This window comes from Stenotrophomonas sp. GSD10, assembly GCF_056172695.1.
In genome coordinates, this window is the sequence record NZ_JAOCMC010000002.1 from 1,575,852 (window position 1) to 1,592,317 (window position 16,466).

Below are 16,466 nucleotides of genomic sequence, written 5' to 3' on the forward strand. Positions count from 1 at the left end.
GGAAGTCACGGCTGCTGCAGAACGCGGAACCGCGACGCAATTCGAGAGGCTGCGGAGATACACATGAAAGTACTGATTACCGGTGGTGCAGGGTTCATTGGCAGTGCCTTGGCGCGCGCGCTGGTTGCGCGCGGCGACCAGGTAACCATCCTGGACAACCTTTCGCCGCAGATCCACGGCGACAGCCCGGAAGATTCGGCGCTGCTGGCTTCGCTGCCGCCTGAGGCCGTCGTGGTCAAGGGCGACGTGCGCCTGCGCGAAGATTGGCTGAAAGTGCTTCCCGGCCAGGACGTAGTCGTCCACCTGGCGGCAGAAACGGGAACCGGTCAGTCCATGTACGAGATCGATCGCTACGTTGATGTCAACGTGCGCGGTACCTCGCTGTTCCTCGATCTGATCGGCAACAAGGTGCAGGGCTGCGGGTCGGTCAAGCGGGTCGTTGTCGCGTCTTCGCGCTCGATCTACGGCGAAGGCAAGTACAAGGGTGCCAACGGTCCGGTCTATCCGGGGGCGCGCATCGACGCGGACCTGCAGGAGGGCATCTTTGAATGCCGCGATCCGGCAACGGGCGATCTGGTGGAGCCGCTGGCAACCGATGAAGAATCGCGCATCCATCCGAGCTCGATCTATGGCATCACCAAGCAGGTGCAGGAACAACTGGTGCTGGTGGGTGCTGCCGCCATTGGTATCCAGGGAATCGCCCTGCGCTATCAGAATGTCTACGGCCCGGGCCAGTCGCTGAAGAACCCCTACACCGGCATCCTGTCGATCTTCTCCACCCTGTTGCTGCAGGGCAAGGACGTGAACATCTTCGAGGACGGCAAGGAAACCCGCGATTTCGTCTTCATTGATGACGTGGTGGCGGCGACGGTGTCGGCCATCGATGCAGATGTCAGTGGGCAGGCCTTCAATGTGGGTACCGGCGAAGCGACCGATGTGATCACCGTTGCCAGTGCGCTGAAGGACGCATACGGCAAGGGCGGAGAGATCCGCATCTCCGGCAACTACCGCATTGGTGACATCCGGCACAACTTCGCCGATCTCAGTCGCGCTGAAGCTGCCATCGGCTATCGCCCGCGCGTGACCTTCGCCGAAGGCGTGAAGCGCTTTGCCGCGTGGGTACTGACCCAGCAGATTGAAGACTCCGGTTACCAGCGCTCGGTCGACGAGATGCGGGCAAAGGGACTGCTCAAGTGAAGGTTGAAGGGCGATCAGAGGAGCAGGTTGTGAGCGAATCCCTTGAAGGGAAGCGTGTGCTCTTCATCGCCCCGATGTTCTTCGGCTATGAGAAGCTCATCAAGGCCGAGCTGGAGCAGCAGGGCGCGCACGTTGATTTCCACCCTGATCGCCCGGGTGTGGATTTCCTCACCAAGGCCTTGATCCGTATTGATCGGCGCCTGCTTGCCCGGCGAATCGCCAAGCATTACCGGGGCATCGTCGAGGCTGCGGCTGGCGCGCAGTACGATCATGTCCTGGTCATCCGTGGTGAAGCCATCTCGCCGCAGATCATTGCGCAGCTCCGTGCCACCCAGCCGGCCGCGAAGCTGACGCTGTATCTCTGGGACTCGATGCATTACAACCCGAACGCGCGTCTGATCAAGCCGTACTTCGATTCCGTCTTGTCGTTCGACCGGGTTGATGTGTCCGAGAACCCGGAGATCGAGTTCCTGCCGCTGTTCTTCGCCAACGAGTATGGCCGTGCGGCAGAGTGGCGCGGCGAGTACGAGTACGACGCCTGCTTCATCGGCACGATCCATACCGACCGTTACCGGATTCTGGAGAAACTGCTGGACGCTCTGGAGCGGGATGGCCGCCGGGTATTCGTGTACTGCTATTACCCCTCGAGGATTCTGCATCGCCTGCGCTCGCTGGTGGATCCCGGCTTCCGCAGGTTCTCGAAGAAGTATGTGAATTTCGTCGGGCTGCCGTTGGCAAAGGTTGTTGATTACATCAGCGTGTCGCGCTGCGTGATCGACATCAATCGGCCCGATCAGAAGGGCCTGACGATGCGGACAATCGAGGCATTGGGTGCGCAGCGGAAGCTGATCACCACCAATGAGGATGTCAGTTCCTATGACATCTACAGCAGTTTGGCGGTACAGATTGTGGACAGGATTGCCCCGGTTGTGCAGGGCGAATTCCTGGCACTCAATGACGAACCCTTCGATGATGCTGTCAGGAGGCGCTACACAGTTGGAAACTGGGTGAGGCGGGCCTTGCTGCAAGCGCGTGCCGCTGGCGAGACTATGGAACCCGGTGCTGAATGAGCGCATCCAATGTAACTCTGTCGATCCCGAGGCGTCGGAAGTTCGGCGAAATGTGGCTTCCCAAGCTGGCGTTGTCCACGATATTCATATCAGGGATCTATGTGCCGACACCGGTCGGCAATCTGTACTTCTCCTACCTGTGCATGATCGCGACCTATGTCGTGCTGGTGATGAAGACGGGTGGCCTCGGGCTTCGGCGAGAGTATGTGGGCCTGGCTGGGGTGCTGGTCCTGCTCTCACTTGCAGGGGCGCTTTTCCATGACTCGGCTGGAGGCGCGCGCGCGTCGGTGTTTCTGGTCTCAGTAGCGAAGATCGCGCTGCTTCTGTTCTTCGTCCTGTTCTACACATCGATTTACAACCTGCTTGGGCGATCGGTGTCCAGGCTATTCTCTGTATATCTAAGGGTTGCGTACTTCTTTGCTGCCTTGGGCGTGCTGCAGCAGCTGGTCTTCGTGATCGCAGGAATCGACGTTCTGGCCGTGCTGTCCCCGGGTTCAAAGCAACTCGGCTCCCATCTCGGTATTGCTGCCCTAAGTGTTGAGCCTGCATTCTATGCTTGCGCACTGCTTCCTGCGGGTGCGTACTACGTTTCGAAGTTTGTGCAGAAGCTTCGCATGCCGTTCCGGGGTGCGGTGATCGTCCTCGCCATTGTCTTGTCAACTTCCGCTCTTGGCTACATAGGTCTGTTCTTCGCTGCCGCGGCGACCTTCGTGGTCGGGTTCAGTGTGAGGCGTTTCTGGATCCTGATTCTTTCGGTTCCCATCATCTTGATTCTTGCCATCAAGGTCAGCAGCCTGGAGTTCTTTCAGATCAGGTGGAACGATACGATCTCAGTCCTGCAGGGCGGGGAGCTGACCATGGAGGATGGGATGAACCTCAGCACCTATTCGAATGCGGTCAATTCGCTTATATCGTTCCGCTCCTTTGCTGACAACTACGGAGTGGGCGTAGGCTTTGGGATGTACAGCTCGGTGTTCGACCAGTACATCTCTGGATATGAACTGCCGGCCTACCGCGATGATCTGCCTGGACGCGGTTCGGCGACGTCCTTGTTTGCGCGTGTCACTGCTGAACTTGGGTTGGCAGGTTGGATCATTCTGCTGACAGTGCTGTACTGGGCGTGGAGGAATCTGCGGTCCGTTGGAGATAGGTCGATGGCGATCGCCTACATGGCCACACTGTCCATCATCATGCTGCGCATGGGTGAGTACTACGCAAATGGCGTGATTCTTGCTTTTGTAATGATCTATCTCTCGCGCATTGCTGAATCGGCGGCGATGCAAGGTAGAACTGGGCGGACAGGTTCCGTCTGATGGTTGTCCGGAATGTCGTGGCAGTCTTCAGGACCTTGATTTTTCGCGGGTTGGGTTCTGGCGTTGCAGTGCTCTTCACCCTGCTTGTTTCTCGGATGCTGCCAACGCCTGAAGCTGCATTGTTCTTTGTTCTGTTCAATACGAGCGTAATTGCTGCTGTCTGCTTCCGCTGGGGTATGGATGAGGTGGTGATAAGGCGTATCGCAGCGGCAGATTCGATCGACCGCGAGCGACTTGCAGTGTCATTGGTCGTCCATACCCATCGCCGAGTTCTGCGTTGGGTTGCGGTAGCTCTGCTGCTGGGGCTCCTGCTGTATGTGCCTTCGATCGGCGGGTATGTTCGTCTGAACTACTTCGATTTCTGTCTGATGGTGATCGCATCGGGCCTGATTGCTTGTACTGCCTCCGCGGCACGGGTGATGCAGGCGAATGGGAGGGTAGACGCGGCAGTCTTCTACTTGAACATCTGCGCGCCAGCTCTCTCTTTGGTTGCGCTTCTGCTGCTGTGCATTACGGTTCCGAAGATTACTGCTCGGGCCCTGATTGTGTGCTACCTGTTGGCGGCAGCTTTCATGTACACGCTTGTGGTGGTATTTCAGTATGGCGCAGCCGTTCGACGTGCCTTCTCCCGCAAGAGTACGGCGGTCATGGATGGCGCAGACATCGCTGCAGCCAATCGATTGGGTGCGGTTGTGTTGGCGCAGCAAGCGCTGGGTTGGAGTGCTGTTGGAATCGTGCCAGCCTTCTTTGGGGACGCTTCCTACGCCGCTTTCGTCGTTTCTCAGAAGCTGGCAACGCTTATCAGTTTGTTGATGCTGGCAATCAATTTTACTTTCTCCTCCAGGTTCGCATCGCTGCATGCTCAGGGGCAACAGCAGGAGCTGTGGAGGCTTATATGCATTTCGGTCGCAGCGATTCTTGTTGCGAGCATCTTTGTCTTGATGGGGGCTTGGCTGTTCATGCCCCAGATTCTGAACTACGCCCGAGTGCCTGAGGAGTATGCCGACGTCGTACTTGTCATGATGATCGGGCAGGTCGCATTCTCGGTTGCAGCAATTTTCGCCCTGGTGCTGAGCATGTGCCGTATGGAAGTATTCCTTCTTCGCGTGCAGATGGTCCTTGCAATCGCTTCGACCGCAGTGCTGATCGTCTGTTGCATGTTCTTGCCGCTCTACATTGCGGCAGTTGTGTTCCCGGCATCCTACGGCTTACTGGCCTGCATCCTGTGTGTGAAGGTTCGAGCCTCCGTTGCAGCGGTGGCCTGAGTCTTTGGGAGATGCTCGGGCTCGGATGCAAGCCAGGGAAGTTCGAACGACGCGCGGTCCTGTGCCATGTGAGCGGCCGGTGCCGCAGCTTTGAGATGGAGAGAACGCCAATGATTACTGATGTCTATCAGCGTCACCTTCGAATTCAGGCATTCAAGAAGAGCGAAGTGGCAGTCGTCGATGGCACAAACTTCGCAAATGTAGTTGCCACACTACTTTACGAAACCACCGTCAGGGGGTGGCTGAGGCGAGCAATCCACGCTCTTGTCATGGGAGTTCGCATTACCAAAGATGGTCCAGAGACGGGCAGTCACGTGATGCTGTACTCGGCGCGCGGAAAGCGTCGTGCTGACTACGATTACATGGTGGACTCGCTGGCGGGTCTTATGTCGGGCCGAGTACGGTTGGTTGAGATCAGCGATAGTCCCTCACTGTTTCAGCCATTCAAGACAATGGCAGGATTGGTGGCTGCTTGGCCGTTGACGCGTGGGTATGAAGAGGGATTCATGCAGCGCCTGCTGTGTGCTCTGGTGATCTCCAGGGTGCGTGGCGCGCTCCATTCACCGGTTGCGCAGGTCCTGGGTAGCGCTGGCACTCTGGTGACGTTCTGCGACGCGCACCCAATCGAGAATCTGGCCACGCAGATTGCAAACTTGAGAGGCTTGTTGACCATTACCAATCAACACGGCCAGTACAGGTTGTTGGACCACACGAACATGAGTGCTGATTCTGAGGCATATGCGAACTTCCAAAGCGATCAGATGCTGGCTTGGGGAGCGGCGACCGTCCGCGAGTTCGAGAGGGCCGGCATTGAATCATCGCGATTGACCATAACTGGATGGATCAAACGGCCCGGGGCCGCAGGCGCGCGATTGGGGATGGGTGCGCGATGTTTTGGAGTAATGCTGAACGGTGAGAACGCCAGACGATCGAACCTGAATCTTCTGCGGGCAGCGGACGAGATTGCCGAAAGGCTTGGCATCGGCTACCAGGTGAGGTTGCATCCGTGGAGCCGAGCTCTCGATTACTCCACGGCGGTGGGCTCGCGTTGCGTCGGCCTGGCCCATCTTCCACTTGAAGAGTATCTGGACCAGGTTCGATTCAGTCTGGGGCACATGTCGGGCGCTGTAGTGGAGGTCTTGGAGCACGGATATCCGGTCTATCTGCTCGACGACGGCTCTTTGGCTTCGGTCTTTCGCTTAGATGGACTGTCTTGGCCAGATGCAGCTTCGATACTGAATGCGATTGAGGCGGACATGGAGGACGAGGCAGGGATGACTCAGCGCATCGACGGTCTAGCTCGGTGGTTCAATGATAGCGATGAGCAGGTGGATCGAATCTGCTCTGCACTGCAGGTAGGCGTACCTTTGAGTGAGAGGATCGGACATGTTGTGTAATGGCTTCGAGTTCCCGGTTCGTTGTCGGGTGTCAGTTCGCGGCATCTACGAAGCTGGTTCGGCACCGCAGCAGTGCGTACATTACAACCGGAGGCAGGTTCATGGGCTTGTTCTTTAAGCTGACATGGGTCCTTCGCGCGTTGATCCTTGGGCGCTTCTTCGGCCGGTTTGGCTGGGGAGGGTATCTGGGTCCCCCGGCCTTCATCGCAGGGGTGCGTCGCATGCACTTCGGGCGCGCAGTTCGCATCTTTCCTGGGTTGCGCGCGGAATGTATCGGCTCAGGAACCCTCTCGATTGGTGACGATGTCTCCATCGGGCAGGGATTTCATGTGATTGCAAGTGGGTCGGTTCAGATTGGCGGAGGTGGCCTGATATCCGCGAATGTTTTTGTTACCGACACCGACCATGGTTTCGATGATCCTGGCACCCCGATTCTGCGCCAGCCCAATATTGTTCGTCCAACAGTCATCGGTGAAGGATGCTTTCTCGGCGTGGGTGCCCGTATTCAGGCTGGGACCTGCTTGGGTGACGGATGTGTTGTTGGAGCCAATTCAGTGGTGAGAGGGAGTTTTCCGCCGTACTCGATGCTTGTTGGTGCACCGGCTCGTGTGGTCAAGTACTACGACTTCGGGAAGTCTGCATGGGTTCGGCCTTCAGAGGCCAATGCTCGGGAGGTTTGCTGATGAGTTTTTTCTCGAAGGTGGCGTGGGCAATCCGCGCTCTGATCTATAGCGTTTTGATGAGATCATTTCGATTCCCGGGGTACATTGGACCTCCGATATTTCTTCTGGGAATGCGCAGAATGACGCTGGGGCAGCGAGTTCGCATCTTTCCCGGATTGCGAGCCGAGTGCCACGGTCCAGGAGAGTTGGTGATCGAGGACAATGTCGCGCTCGGGCAGTGTGTGCACATTACATGCGGTGCGCGATTGATTATCGGGCAAGGAACGGTGATTGCTGGATTCGTATCAATTACCGATATCGACCACGATTACCAGGAAGTTGGTGTGCCGGTGATGTCCCAGGGTCATACAACTCGGGAAACCAGCATCGGGAAGAATTGCTTCATCGGGATGGGGGCTCGGATTCAGCCTGGTACGCGCCTTGGCGATGGCTGCGTGGTTGGCGCGAACTCGGTAGTCAGGGGAGAATACCCCGCCAATTCGGTCCTTGTCGGCGCTCCTGCGAGAGTCGTCCGGACCTATGACTCAAGCCAGCAGGCGTGGGTGCGAGCTGTTAACCATTGATGAGAGGGTGTGTGATGAACGTTTCCATTTCCGAGAAGGTAGTCGTCGGCAACGACCTCCCCTTCGTCCTGTTCGGCGGCCTGAACGTCCTTGAGGACCTCGACTCCACGCTGTTTGCAGCGGAGAAGTACGTCGAGGTCACCGGTAAGCTCGGCATTCCCTATGTCTTCAAGGCTTCGTTCGACAAGGCCAATCGCTCGTCGATCAAGTCCTTCCGTGGCGTGGGCCTGGAAGAAGGTATCCGCATCTTCCAGGAAGTGAAGAACCGCTTCGGCGTGCCGGTGATCACCGACGTCCATGAAGTGGACCAGGCGGCTCCGGTGGCCGAAGTGGTCGACGTGCTGCAGATCCCCGCGTTCCTGGCACGCCAGACCGATCTGGTCACCGCCATCGCGCGCACTGGCCGGGCGATCAACATCAAGAAGCCGCAGTTCCTCAGCCCATCGCAGATGAAGAACATCGCCAGCAAGATCCGCGAGGCTGGCAACGAGCGGATCATCCTGTGCGAGCGTGGCGCGCAGTTCGGCTATGACAACCTGGTCGTGGACATGCTGGGCTTCCGCGAGATGATCGAGGCCACCGGTGGCCTGCCGGCCATCTTCGATGTGACCCACAGTCTGCAGCGCCGCGATTCCGGCAGTGAGGCCTCCGGTGGCCGCCGCCGTCAGGTGGTGGAGCTGGCGCGCGCGGGTATGGCGGTTGGCCTGGCCGGGCTGTTCCTGGAGGCGCATCCGGACCCGGACAACGCGCGTTGCGATGGTCCGAGCGCGTTGCCGCTGAGCGCCCTTGAGCCGTTCCTGGCACAGATCAAGGCAGTCGATGATCTGGTCAAGTCGTTCCCGAAGCTCGACATTGCCTGACATGGAATCGGCGAAGTACCAGGGGCCGATCAAGCTGGTCCTGTTCGACGTGGACGGCGTACTGACCGATGGCGGCCTGCACATCGATGGCAAGGGCGAGCAGTTCAAGACGTTCAACGTCCGCGATGGCCTGGCTGTCGCATTGCTGCGTGTGCATGGCATCCGGTGTGGTGTGTTGTCGGGCAAGGCGAGTCCCTCCCTGGACTTCCGGATCCAGCAGCTCGGCATGGATGTGGCGGTGACGGGTCGGCTCGAGAAGCTCGATGCGTTGGCCGCCATCTGTGGTGACCTTGGCATCGCTGAAGGCGAGATCGCCTATGTCGGCGACGATGTTGTTGACCTGCCATTGGCGGGCAGGGTGGGGCGCTTCTATGCGCCCGCCGACGCGCATCCGCTGGTGTTGGCTGCCGCTGATGTGGTCGCCGATACCTGTGGCGGCCGTGGCGTCGGGCGGGAAGTAGCCGAGCGCGTACTTGCCGAGGGTGGCATTGGCCTGCAGCAAGCGTACGCACCGCTGGTTGCAGGTTGGAGCGCCGCGGGAGCGGTGCAGTAACCGGCGCAGGGTTGCGCGGGTAAGCGTGGCGCACGCAGGTGCGCCGCGAATGATCATCAGAAGGAAGCACGTATGTCCTCCGTGGTATCAGTTGCCGATCACATCGCATCGGCCAAACGCGTCCTGCAGATCGAAGCGTCGGCCGTCGCCGCGCTTGCCGACAGGCTCGATGGGCAGTTCACCGAGGCGGTAGAGCAGGTGCTGGGCTCACAGGGCCGGGTCATCATCTGTGGCATGGGCAAGTCGGGCATCATCGGGCGCAAGATCGCCGCCACGTTGGCCAGCACGGGCACGCCCAGCTTCTTCATGCATCCGGGCGAGGCGTTCCATGGCGATCTGGGCATGGTCACCGCCACCGACGTGTTCGTTGCGATCTCCTACTCCGGCGAAACCGAAGAGGTGGTGAAGCTGCTGCCGTTCCTGAAGGACAATGGCAATTTCCTGGTAGCGATCACCGGCCGTGCGGCCTCGACGCTGGCACAGGCGGCTGATTGCCATCTGGATGCCGGTGTTGCGCAGGAAGCCTGCCCGCTGGCGCTGGCGCCGACCGCATCGACGACCGCGACGCTGGCGATGGGCGATGCACTGGCCGTTGCATTGATGGAGGCGCGGGGCTTCCAGCCGGAGAACTTCGCACGCTTCCATCCGGGTGGTTCGCTGGGCCGGCGCCTGCTGTCGCGTGTGGAACACGAGATGATCGTTGGCGATCTGCCGGTGGTGGATGCGGCAGCAACGATGATGGACGTTCTGCAGGCCATCACCCGCTCCAGCCTGGGCTTGGCGATTGTACGGGCCGACTCGGGCTACGCGATCATTACCGATGGTGACGTGCGCCGTGCGCTCGAACGCCATGGTCGCGAGGTGTTCGACAGGTCTGCGGCGGAGCTGATGACCGCGTCACCTGCGCAGGTGAGCGTGGGGACGCGGGTTGAGGATGCGCTGGTACTGATGGAGCGGCGGCGGATCTCGTCGTTGCTGGTATTCGATGGCGACGTGCTGGCCGGGGTTTTCAAGAAGTAGAAAGAGGAAGGCGCCCTTGCAGGGCGCCTTCTTCATGTTCCGGCATCATTTCGCGATCGCATCGAAGTTCCGGTAGAAGATCTCTGAATCGCGCTCGGAGGTCAGCTGATAAAGGCTGTGCGAGTGTGAGAGGCGGGCGCCGCCGTCACGGTACAGGGGGTTCCACATGAAGTCGGCGCGGGCACGGGTCGAGCGCGGCAGCATGAAGTCGAAAGGCACCGAAAAGTAGATGCCCTTGTCGAAACTGCCTTCGCCGAAGTCCCGCGATGAAACGTCGGTCTTGGTGGCGTAGGCGCCCATGGTCACGCCGTTGTCGAACAGGCGGGCCACCGATACCGTCGCACCCCAGTCCTTGGCCAGGTATCGACCCGCGCTGACCGCGCTGATGAGGCGCCGCTGGTCACCCCACAGGTAATAGAGCGTGGCATGGCCGGTGGTGACGCTGTAGTCGCGGAAGCTGAAACGCTGATCGAAATCGCGCTGCTTGACCCAGTTCAGTTCGGCGCCCAGCGCCCAGCGTTCGTCCATCGGGCGATACAGGACTTCGCCGCCGACGCCGCCATACATGTACTCCAGCATGCCGGCATAGGCCATGCCGTACAGGTCGCGGCCGAGCTGCTTGGTGCCGGTCAGCTGCAGGTTGGGCAGGGTGAAGTCGGAGGTGGTCAGATACTGGCGCACGTAGGTGCGCACGCGCGGCAGCCTGCTGGGGGCGTCGTACTTGAACTTGTCGTAGTTGTTGTAGGCGTTGTAGCTGGCGGTGCCGCTCAGCCAGAGGTTCTCGTTGAAGCGGAGGGTCGCGCCGTACATCGCCGCAACCTGGAACAGGATGAAGCCGTCGGGGCCACCCACGCTCTGCCGATAGCCGACGTTGAACGCACCGTCGAAGCGCTTCAGTGGCGCTTCGTACAGCGTTTCCGATCGCCTCGCATAGGGGGCATTCATCTCGACGTGGCGGCTGACGGTTGCCAGATCGGTCCGGTCGTCCAGGTACTGGTTGAAGGTCTTCCGTTCCAGGCTCGTCTCGACCACCGGCAGGCCGAGGCGGACGTTGCGCAATGTCCACCAGTTGACGTCCGGTGGCGTCTGCGGTTCAAGAATGCGCGCCGCGCGACCAATGCCCTGCGCCGGATAGATGAAGCGGCGCTGCTCGGCACTGACGATCAGTTCCTGGCCGCTTCGATCAATGCGCTTCACGCGCAGGCCGGCGTTTTCCTCCAGCTCGTGGGCAATGGACGGCCAATCGGTAGGGGCTGCCGCCGAGGTTGCAGCGACGGTCTGCGGCTCATTCTGTGCTGCAGGCTTCCTGGCAACCGGCGGTGGGTCCATGAGCTTGGCCATGGGCTTGGCCTGGGCCAGGTTGGAGTGCAGCGTGATGCCGACCATGGCCGTGTTCCCGCGCTCCCAGCCCAGGTGCAGCATCACGCTGTTGTTCACGGCGAACACAGCACCCAGATTGATGGGCGATGACTGCTTCTGGTTGTTGCGCTGCGGCTCGTGGCGGTAGTCGTTGCCGTCATATTCGAGCTTCAGCTGCAGGCGGTCCCAGGGCGTCTGGTAGCTGACGCCGCCAAACACCCCCAGCCGGCCGCGGAACATCGCGCTGGTATTGAAGTCGCCGGGCGTGTTGACGCCGGGGCGCTCCTTGAAGCGGTCGTCGATCGCGCCCAGCGGATTGTCCAGGTCGCCACGGTTGCCGATATAGCCGGTCGCCACGCCAAGGCTTGCGTCGAATGCGCCGAAGCGCTTGCTGGCAACGACGTACTCGCTTGAGAACAGGCCGGTACCGCCAAGATCGCGCGCGCCGACGGACACTTCCGGAAGCCAGCGACCTTCCTGCCACAAGCGCAGCTTGAGGTCGATCGACTTGTCCTTGTAGTTCTGGTTGCCGCTGAGCCACTCCGAGCCATAACGGCGGTTGGCCACCGAAATGTAACGGAATGATCCTTCCACCCACGGCAGGGGCTGCATCACCACCGTGTAGCGGCTGTAGGGCGAGGTGTGACTGGCGGTGAGGCTGAGCTCGCCTTCCTCGCTCATGCGGGCGCTGGGTGTCTGCAGCAGGCCGATGCCACCCCAGTCGCTGGCGGTGGGGGCTGGACCTTCCTGGGCGTACAGGGCTGCGCTGATGCTGAGGCTCAACAGGGCGATGCCGGCGCGAGCCAGCGGCAATCGGTTACGGCACATCACTCTGGAACTCCGGGCGCATCCAGCACCTGGGTGGCGAGGAAGCGCGCGGCTTCTTCGTTGATATCGGGGGTGGTGGAGCGCACGGCGGATCCGGCAATGGGGACGTAGACGACCGCCCCCGGCGCCAAGGGGGTCCGTGCACTGCGGTTCCACAACGCAATGCCGATCTTCGTGACCCGGCCGTCGGGTTGGATCACATACAGATCATCAGGGCTGGCGGCGGGCAACAGTCCACACTGGTTGCGGTAGATGCGCGCATCCTGCATCGCCGCATGCGGCACCGCGCATGGCTGGGTAACCGCACCGGTGACAGTGACCGTCTGTGGACGCGACGGGTAGATCAGCCGGTCGCCGGGTCGTGCCGGTCGATCCTGTGGGCGGTCGGCCTCCAGCGAGCGCGGTTGGAGCAGTTGCGGTTCGCGCCCGGTGACCGGAAGTGCGCCGAACTCGCGGGCCATCCGGGCGGCGGCGTCGGCGATGTCGGGCACGTCGTCAAGGGCGGCCAGTGTCTCAAGGTCGAACAGCACGCCAGCTTTCAGGCGCGTCTGTTGTGCCGTGTTGTGCGCGCGCAGCAAGGCGGCGCCCGCAATGTAGGCATGCTCGTCCGGAGCGGCGGCAAGGGCCGCGGCGCTCAGGCGGGCGTCGCCTGCCAGGGTGTGCGGGCCCGGAGCACGGACGTGACCATAGGCCTCAATCACGATTGGAGGCGCCGCTTGGACGGTGCCGGCGAGTACGGCGCCAAGGGCCATGACGATAAGGTGCCGCGTCATCGGGGCTGCAGGTCCGGCGAATAGGGTTTGAGCTGGACGATGTCCAGATGGGTATCCGGCGCGATGGCCTGGCGGCTTTTCCAGATGAAGCCGTTGGCCGGGTCCACCCAGAAGTGGTTGTCCCGTTTCCAGCCGTCACCGCGCAGCTGCTCGCGGATGTGCAGCAGCTCGTGCGTCCGCCCCAGGATATCGACGCGCTCGGTGCCCAGCGGGTGCAGGGTGCCGGTCACTTCCATGCCGAAGCGGTAGCCGGGCATGAGGTCATAGCGTCGTTGCACGACCTGGCCCTCGTGCACCTTGCGCAGGTCGAGGAACGGGTTCGGCCCGACGATCCGCATCTGCTGCAGCTCGGGCGCGCCGCCGTGGGTCGCTTCGATCAGCCCGTTGCGCAGGAACACGATGCTGCGTTCGCTGCTGTACCAGGCCTGGCGACCGTCATCCACTGCGCCAAGCACCAGCACGGCGCCGCCTGCCGGTCCATTGACCTTGATCTGCGGGTAGCGGTTGCGGGCAACGTCCTGGGCAGTGGGCTGCACATCCGGCGCGCCCTGCACGGCCAGTTGCACGGCCTTGACGCTGCTGCGGCTGACGACGCCGCAGCCGGCTGCCGAGGCCGCGATGGCAGCAGCCAGCAGGCCCAGGCGGAAACTCCGGAGTACGAGGCCGGAGCGAGCGTTCCTGCTCATCTGAAGCCTCGTCAATTGTCCAGATCGTTGCGCGCGCTTGCCGCGTTGCTGATGATGGCGGTGAAGGGCAGCAGCTGGTTCACGAAGCGGCTCCAGCGCGTCACGCCGGCTGCACCGACGAACACGACATCACCCGGCTGCAGGTTGAACTGGCTGGCAACGGCGAATGCGGCGGGGGACTTCGCTTCCAGGTGGAACACCTGAGACGGCGCATCCTGCAGGTCGTTCGAGCCGCGGATCACATACACCGCGTTGCCATTGGAGGTGGTCTGCAGCAGGCCACGGGCGCGGCCCAGCGCCTGGCTCAATGAGATCTCGCCGGTCTTGAAGCTCATGGCGCCAGGCTGATTCACTTCACCGACAACGAAGACTTCCTTGCGGTCCAGGTACGGCACATACAGGTGATCGCCGGCCTTCAGGAAGACGTTCGTGTCGCCGCCGCCATTACGGCCCAGCGCGTCAAGGTCGATGGTATAGGTGGTGCCGTCGCGGGTGAGGCGAACGCCGGACAGGTCGGCCTGTGCCGGGTCCAGGCCGGCCTGGCTGACGGCATCGCCGAGGGTGAGCGGGGTGACCGTCAGTGGCACCGTGGCCGGCTGGCGCGAGGCGCCGGTGACCCACACGCGCTGGCTGGCGTAGGTCAGCATCGAGACATCCACCTGCGGCGCTTCAATGTAGCGGGCCAGGCGGGTGGTGATCTCATCACGCAGCTCGGCTGGCGTCTTGCCGGCGGCGGTGACCTTGCCGATGTAGGGGTAGAACAGCGTGCCGTCGGATTGCACCAGGCGGCCGGCAGCGCTGAGCTGCTGCTGCGGGCCGGCCGGAACGGTCAGTTCGGGGTGGTCCCAGACCGTGATGTACAGGATGTCGCCTGCGCCGATCTGGTAAGGACCCGGCTGGTACTGCATCAACGAGGCCGGAATGCCGGGTGCGCTCTTTTCGGCGCGTTCCATGGCGATGAGCTTGGGCGTGATCGGAATCAGCTCGATCTGATCGTTGCCAACCTGCTGGCTGCTACCCATCAGGGAGTTGGAGCGCATGTGCTGGCCCGGGGCCCACATGCAACCTGACATGGTAAGGGTGAACGCCATGGCGGCGGCGAGACGCTTGCAGTCCATCGTTAATCATTCCTGGCCCGAACGGGCATGAAAAAGCCCTCGCCGAACTGCCGCCCGGCGAGGGCGTGGGTACTACAACGGCGTCCCGATCAGCGGGTGCCGGTGGTGCCGGTGGTACCGGTGGTGCCGGTGGTGCCGCCCGGCGGGTTGGTGGTGCCACCGTTGTTGTTGCCGGCATCGTCGCTGCTGCTGTCGGCGGCGACGCTGTAAACGACCGCGGCCGCTGCGACGCCGAGACCGATGGTCGCAGCCGTGGTCAGGGTGCCAGCGGCAGTGGCGCCGGCGGCTTCAGCGCCTGCAACTTCAGCGCTGGTTTCGGCGGCTACAGGAGCTTCCTGAGCGAACACCGGCGAGGACAGGCCCAGCAGGGCCAGGGCGGCAATCATCTTCTTCATCTACGGGGTCTCCTACTCCGTGAGGGAAATTTTTCCGCTGCTATGGTGGTGTCTGTTCATTTGCCCTGTCAAGGTATGTGAAGGAAATGTGGAGTCGTCTTCGCGGTTTTCAGGGGTGCTGGAAGATTTCAGCCCTTCCGGAGATGAGCTTTGCCAGTGCGATGACCAGCTGATGCGTCTGGATGTCGGGCAGGGTGAGGGGCAGGATCAGTCCGGCAAGCACGGCGGCTGTGGCCGTCACGGCCGTCGGTCGGCGGGCGGGCAGTGCGCCGCGCAACACGTATGCACTGCACCCCAGCCCGAGCATCAGCCCTGCGATGACTTCAGACAGGCTGTGCGCGTGCAGGGGGATGCGCGACCAGGCGATGGCGATCGCCAGCAGCACGCCAGTCATCAGGCCGATTGCGCGCGCGGGCCTGCCGGGGCCGGCCAGCAGCACGCCAACCAGCGGGTACACAACGCTGGACAGTGCCGCATGACCGGAAAAGCCGGTGAAGTGCAGGCGGCTGATGCCGATGCCCCAGCCCATGAAGGCCAGCTTTGAAGCGAGTGTCACGCCGGCAGCAACGGCGACGGCGCGCAACCATCGCCATTTCAGGTCGCTGTCGGCGCGCGGCAGGGTGAGCAGCAGCACCAGTGCCATCGGCAGGAGCCAGCGGCTGTCACCGAGGGCGGAGAGGGACAACCAGAGGGTCTGCATCGATGGGTCATGCGGGAGCGGGAAGCCCTCAGCTTAGGCGTGATTGCCTGTCCGCGGCCTTTCGATGGCTTGGTCCATTCAGCTGGACGCGGTATGCTTCGCAGCTGCCAATGGCCCCGTAGCTCAGCTGGATAGAGCGTCCCCCTCCTAAGGGGAAGGTCGCCCGTTCGAATCGGGCCGGGGTCACCATCGGCCGGTTCGCTACCGCGCTGAGCGGTTGCCGCCGTGCGGAGGTGCAGCGGCCCTAATGCGAAACAAACAACGGCGCCGGCACCTCCGCCAGCAGGTCCTCGGTCACCCCGCCCAGCACACGCTCGACCACGCGGCTGCGGCTGTACGGCCCAAGCACCAGCAGGTCGGCGTCGGCATCCAGCACATGCTGGCGTATGGTGGCGGCCACGCCGCCCTGGCTTGAACTGATCGCCTGGATCTCCACCTCCACACCGTGCCGGGCCAGATGCTGGGCCATCTCGGCACCGGGCGTCGCTTCGGCTTTCGGGGTGTCGACCGTCAGCAGATGGACGGCCTGCGCACGCGCGAGCAGGGGCAGGGCATCGGCCACCGCGCGGCGCGCCTGCTTGCTGGCATTCCACGCCACCACGATGCGCCGCCCCACCTGTTCGCCCTGCCAATGCGGCGGTACCAGCAGCATCGGCACGCCGGTCTCGCGCAGCGTGCCCAGTGGA

The 16,466-nt window shown here is 62.0% G+C and carries 17 protein-coding genes and 1 tRNA gene; 11 read left to right on the forward strand and 7 right to left on the reverse strand.

The window, feature by feature from the left end:
• The first annotated feature begins 63 nt into the window (after window positions 1-63).
• From N4G47_RS07600 to N4G47_RS07645, 10 genes are all read left to right on the forward strand, one after another.
• Window positions 64-1,197 carry an NAD-dependent epimerase/dehydratase family protein gene (locus N4G47_RS07600; protein WP_249844218.1) on the forward strand — a complete coding sequence of 378 codons (1,134 nt, stop codon included), beginning with the start codon at window positions 64-66 and terminating at the stop codon, window positions 1,195-1,197.
• Between the two features lie 29 nt (window positions 1,198-1,226).
• The gene (locus N4G47_RS07605; protein ID WP_475286221.1) at window positions 1,227-2,267 is read left to right on the forward strand and encodes a WaaS/CpsH family glycosyltransferase; all 1,041 of its coding nucleotides are present in this window, start codon (window positions 1,227-1,229) and stop codon (window positions 2,265-2,267) included.
• A complete protein-coding gene (locus N4G47_RS07610; protein ID WP_475286223.1) occupies window positions 2,264-3,580 on the forward strand; it encodes a hypothetical protein in 1,317 nt (438 codons plus the stop codon). The genes N4G47_RS07605 and N4G47_RS07610 overlap by 4 nt, the downstream gene beginning before the upstream one ends.
• 68 nt (window positions 3,581-3,648) lie before the next feature.
• Window positions 3,649-4,845, forward strand: coding sequence for a lipopolysaccharide biosynthesis protein (locus N4G47_RS07615; RefSeq protein WP_475286225.1), 1,197 nt, complete (start codon window positions 3,649-3,651; stop codon window positions 4,843-4,845).
• A 110-nt stretch (window positions 4,846-4,955) separates the two neighbouring features.
• On the forward strand, window positions 4,956-6,242 hold the full coding sequence (locus tag N4G47_RS07620; protein WP_475286227.1) for a hypothetical protein: 1,287 nt from the start codon (window positions 4,956-4,958) through the stop codon (window positions 6,240-6,242).
• 101 nt (window positions 6,243-6,343) lie between these two features.
• The gene (locus tag N4G47_RS07625; RefSeq protein WP_475286229.1) at window positions 6,344-6,925 is read left to right on the forward strand and encodes an acyltransferase; all 582 of its coding nucleotides are present in this window, start codon (window positions 6,344-6,346) and stop codon (window positions 6,923-6,925) included.
• A 188-nt stretch (window positions 6,926-7,113) separates the two neighbouring features.
• On the forward strand, window positions 7,114-7,488 hold the full coding sequence (locus N4G47_RS07630; protein ID WP_475286231.1) for an acyltransferase: 375 nt from the start codon (window positions 7,114-7,116) through the stop codon (window positions 7,486-7,488).
• A gap of 14 nt (window positions 7,489-7,502) precedes the next feature.
• Window positions 7,503-8,348 carry a 3-deoxy-8-phosphooctulonate synthase gene (gene kdsA, locus N4G47_RS07635; protein ID WP_475286233.1) on the forward strand — a complete coding sequence of 282 codons (846 nt, stop codon included), beginning with the start codon at window positions 7,503-7,505 and terminating at the stop codon, window positions 8,346-8,348.
• Window position 8,349: 1 nt separating this feature from the next.
• Window positions 8,350-8,901 (forward strand): KdsC family phosphatase, encoded by a 552-nt coding sequence (locus N4G47_RS07640; protein ID WP_475286235.1) that lies wholly within the window; start codon window positions 8,350-8,352, stop codon window positions 8,899-8,901.
• Between the two features lie 72 nt (window positions 8,902-8,973).
• Window positions 8,974-9,921, forward strand: coding sequence for a KpsF/GutQ family sugar-phosphate isomerase (locus N4G47_RS07645; protein ID WP_475286237.1), 948 nt, complete (start codon window positions 8,974-8,976; stop codon window positions 9,919-9,921).
• Window positions 9,922-9,966: 45 nt separating this feature from the next.
• On the opposite strand, the gene N4G47_RS07650 is transcribed toward N4G47_RS07645, so the two are convergent.
• From N4G47_RS07650 to N4G47_RS07675, 6 genes are all read right to left on the reverse strand, one after another.
• Window positions 9,967-12,108, reverse strand: a complete 2,142-nt coding sequence (locus tag N4G47_RS07650) for a YjbH domain-containing protein (protein WP_475286239.1) — start codon at window positions 12,106-12,108, stop codon at window positions 9,967-9,969.
• Entirely contained in the window at window positions 12,108-12,881 is a 774-nt protein-coding gene (locus tag N4G47_RS07655; RefSeq protein WP_475286241.1) for a capsule biosynthesis GfcC family protein, read from the reverse strand. The genes N4G47_RS07650 and N4G47_RS07655 overlap by 1 nt, the downstream gene beginning before the upstream one ends.
• Window positions 12,878-13,567, reverse strand: a complete 690-nt coding sequence (locus tag N4G47_RS07660; RefSeq protein WP_475286243.1) for a YjbF family lipoprotein — start codon at window positions 13,565-13,567, stop codon at window positions 12,878-12,880. Before N4G47_RS07660 ends, N4G47_RS07655 begins: the two co-directional genes overlap by 4 nt.
• Before the next feature lie 11 nt (window positions 13,568-13,578).
• Window positions 13,579-14,607 carry a polysaccharide biosynthesis/export family protein gene (locus N4G47_RS07665; RefSeq protein WP_475286245.1) on the reverse strand — a complete coding sequence of 343 codons (1,029 nt, stop codon included), beginning with the start codon at window positions 14,605-14,607 and terminating at the stop codon, window positions 13,579-13,581.
• 167 nt (window positions 14,608-14,774) lie between these two features.
• Window positions 14,775-15,080 carry a hypothetical protein gene (locus N4G47_RS07670; protein WP_475286247.1) on the reverse strand — a complete coding sequence of 102 codons (306 nt, stop codon included), beginning with the start codon at window positions 15,078-15,080 and terminating at the stop codon, window positions 14,775-14,777.
• 109 nt (window positions 15,081-15,189) lie between these two features.
• Window positions 15,190-15,780 carry a phosphatase PAP2 family protein gene (locus N4G47_RS07675; protein ID WP_475286249.1) on the reverse strand — a complete coding sequence of 197 codons (591 nt, stop codon included), beginning with the start codon at window positions 15,778-15,780 and terminating at the stop codon, window positions 15,190-15,192.
• Window positions 15,781-15,892: 112 nt separating this feature from the next.
• Between N4G47_RS07675 and N4G47_RS07680 the strand changes: the two genes are divergently transcribed.
• Window positions 15,893-15,969, forward strand: a tRNA-Arg gene (locus tag N4G47_RS07680).
• Window positions 15,970-16,024: 55 nt separating this feature from the next.
• Here N4G47_RS07680 and N4G47_RS07685 read toward each other — a convergent pair.
• Window positions 16,025-16,432, reverse strand: a complete 408-nt coding sequence (locus N4G47_RS07685) for a universal stress protein (RefSeq protein ID WP_475286251.1) — start codon at window positions 16,430-16,432, stop codon at window positions 16,025-16,027.
• Window positions 16,433-16,466: the final 34 nt, after the last annotated feature.

Excerpts from the sequence above, each read along its gene's own strand:
- N4G47_RS07600 (WP_249844218.1), top strand. The coding sequence starts at position 64 with ATGAAAGTACTGATTACCGGTGGTGCAGGGTTCATTGGCAGTGCCTTG.
- N4G47_RS07610 (WP_475286223.1), top strand. The coding sequence starts at position 2,264 with ATGAGCGCATCCAATGTAACTCTGTCGATCCCGAGGCGTCGGAAGTTC.
- N4G47_RS07620 (WP_475286227.1), top strand. The coding sequence starts at position 4,956 with ATGATTACTGATGTCTATCAGCGTCACCTTCGAATTCAGGCATTCAAG.
- N4G47_RS07625 (WP_475286229.1), top strand. The coding sequence starts at position 6,344 with ATGGGCTTGTTCTTTAAGCTGACATGGGTCCTTCGCGCGTTGATCCTT.
- kdsA (WP_475286233.1), top strand. The coding sequence starts at position 7,503 with ATGAACGTTTCCATTTCCGAGAAGGTAGTCGTCGGCAACGACCTCCCC.
- N4G47_RS07640 (WP_475286235.1), top strand. The coding sequence starts at position 8,350 with ATGGAATCGGCGAAGTACCAGGGGCCGATCAAGCTGGTCCTGTTCGAC.
- N4G47_RS07645 (WP_475286237.1), top strand. The coding sequence starts at position 8,974 with ATGTCCTCCGTGGTATCAGTTGCCGATCACATCGCATCGGCCAAACGC.
- N4G47_RS07650 (WP_475286239.1), bottom strand. The coding sequence starts at position 12,108 with ATGTGCCGTAACCGATTGCCGCTGGCTCGCGCCGGCATCGCCCTGTTG.
- N4G47_RS07655 (WP_475286241.1), bottom strand. The coding sequence starts at position 12,881 with ATGACGCGGCACCTTATCGTCATGGCCCTTGGCGCCGTACTCGCCGGC.
- N4G47_RS07660 (WP_475286243.1), bottom strand. The coding sequence starts at position 13,567 with ATGAGCAGGAACGCTCGCTCCGGCCTCGTACTCCGGAGTTTCCGCCTG.
- N4G47_RS07665 (WP_475286245.1), bottom strand. The coding sequence starts at position 14,607 with ATGCGCTCCAACTCCCTGATGGGTAGCAGCCAGCAGGTTGGCAACGAT.
- N4G47_RS07670 (WP_475286247.1), bottom strand. The coding sequence starts at position 15,080 with ATGAAGAAGATGATTGCCGCCCTGGCCCTGCTGGGCCTGTCCTCGCCG.
- N4G47_RS07675 (WP_475286249.1), bottom strand. The coding sequence starts at position 15,780 with ATGCAGACCCTCTGGTTGTCCCTCTCCGCCCTCGGTGACAGCCGCTGG.
- N4G47_RS07685 (WP_475286251.1), bottom strand. The coding sequence starts at position 16,432 with ATGCTGCTGGTACCGCCGCATTGGCAGGGCGAACAGGTGGGGCGGCGC.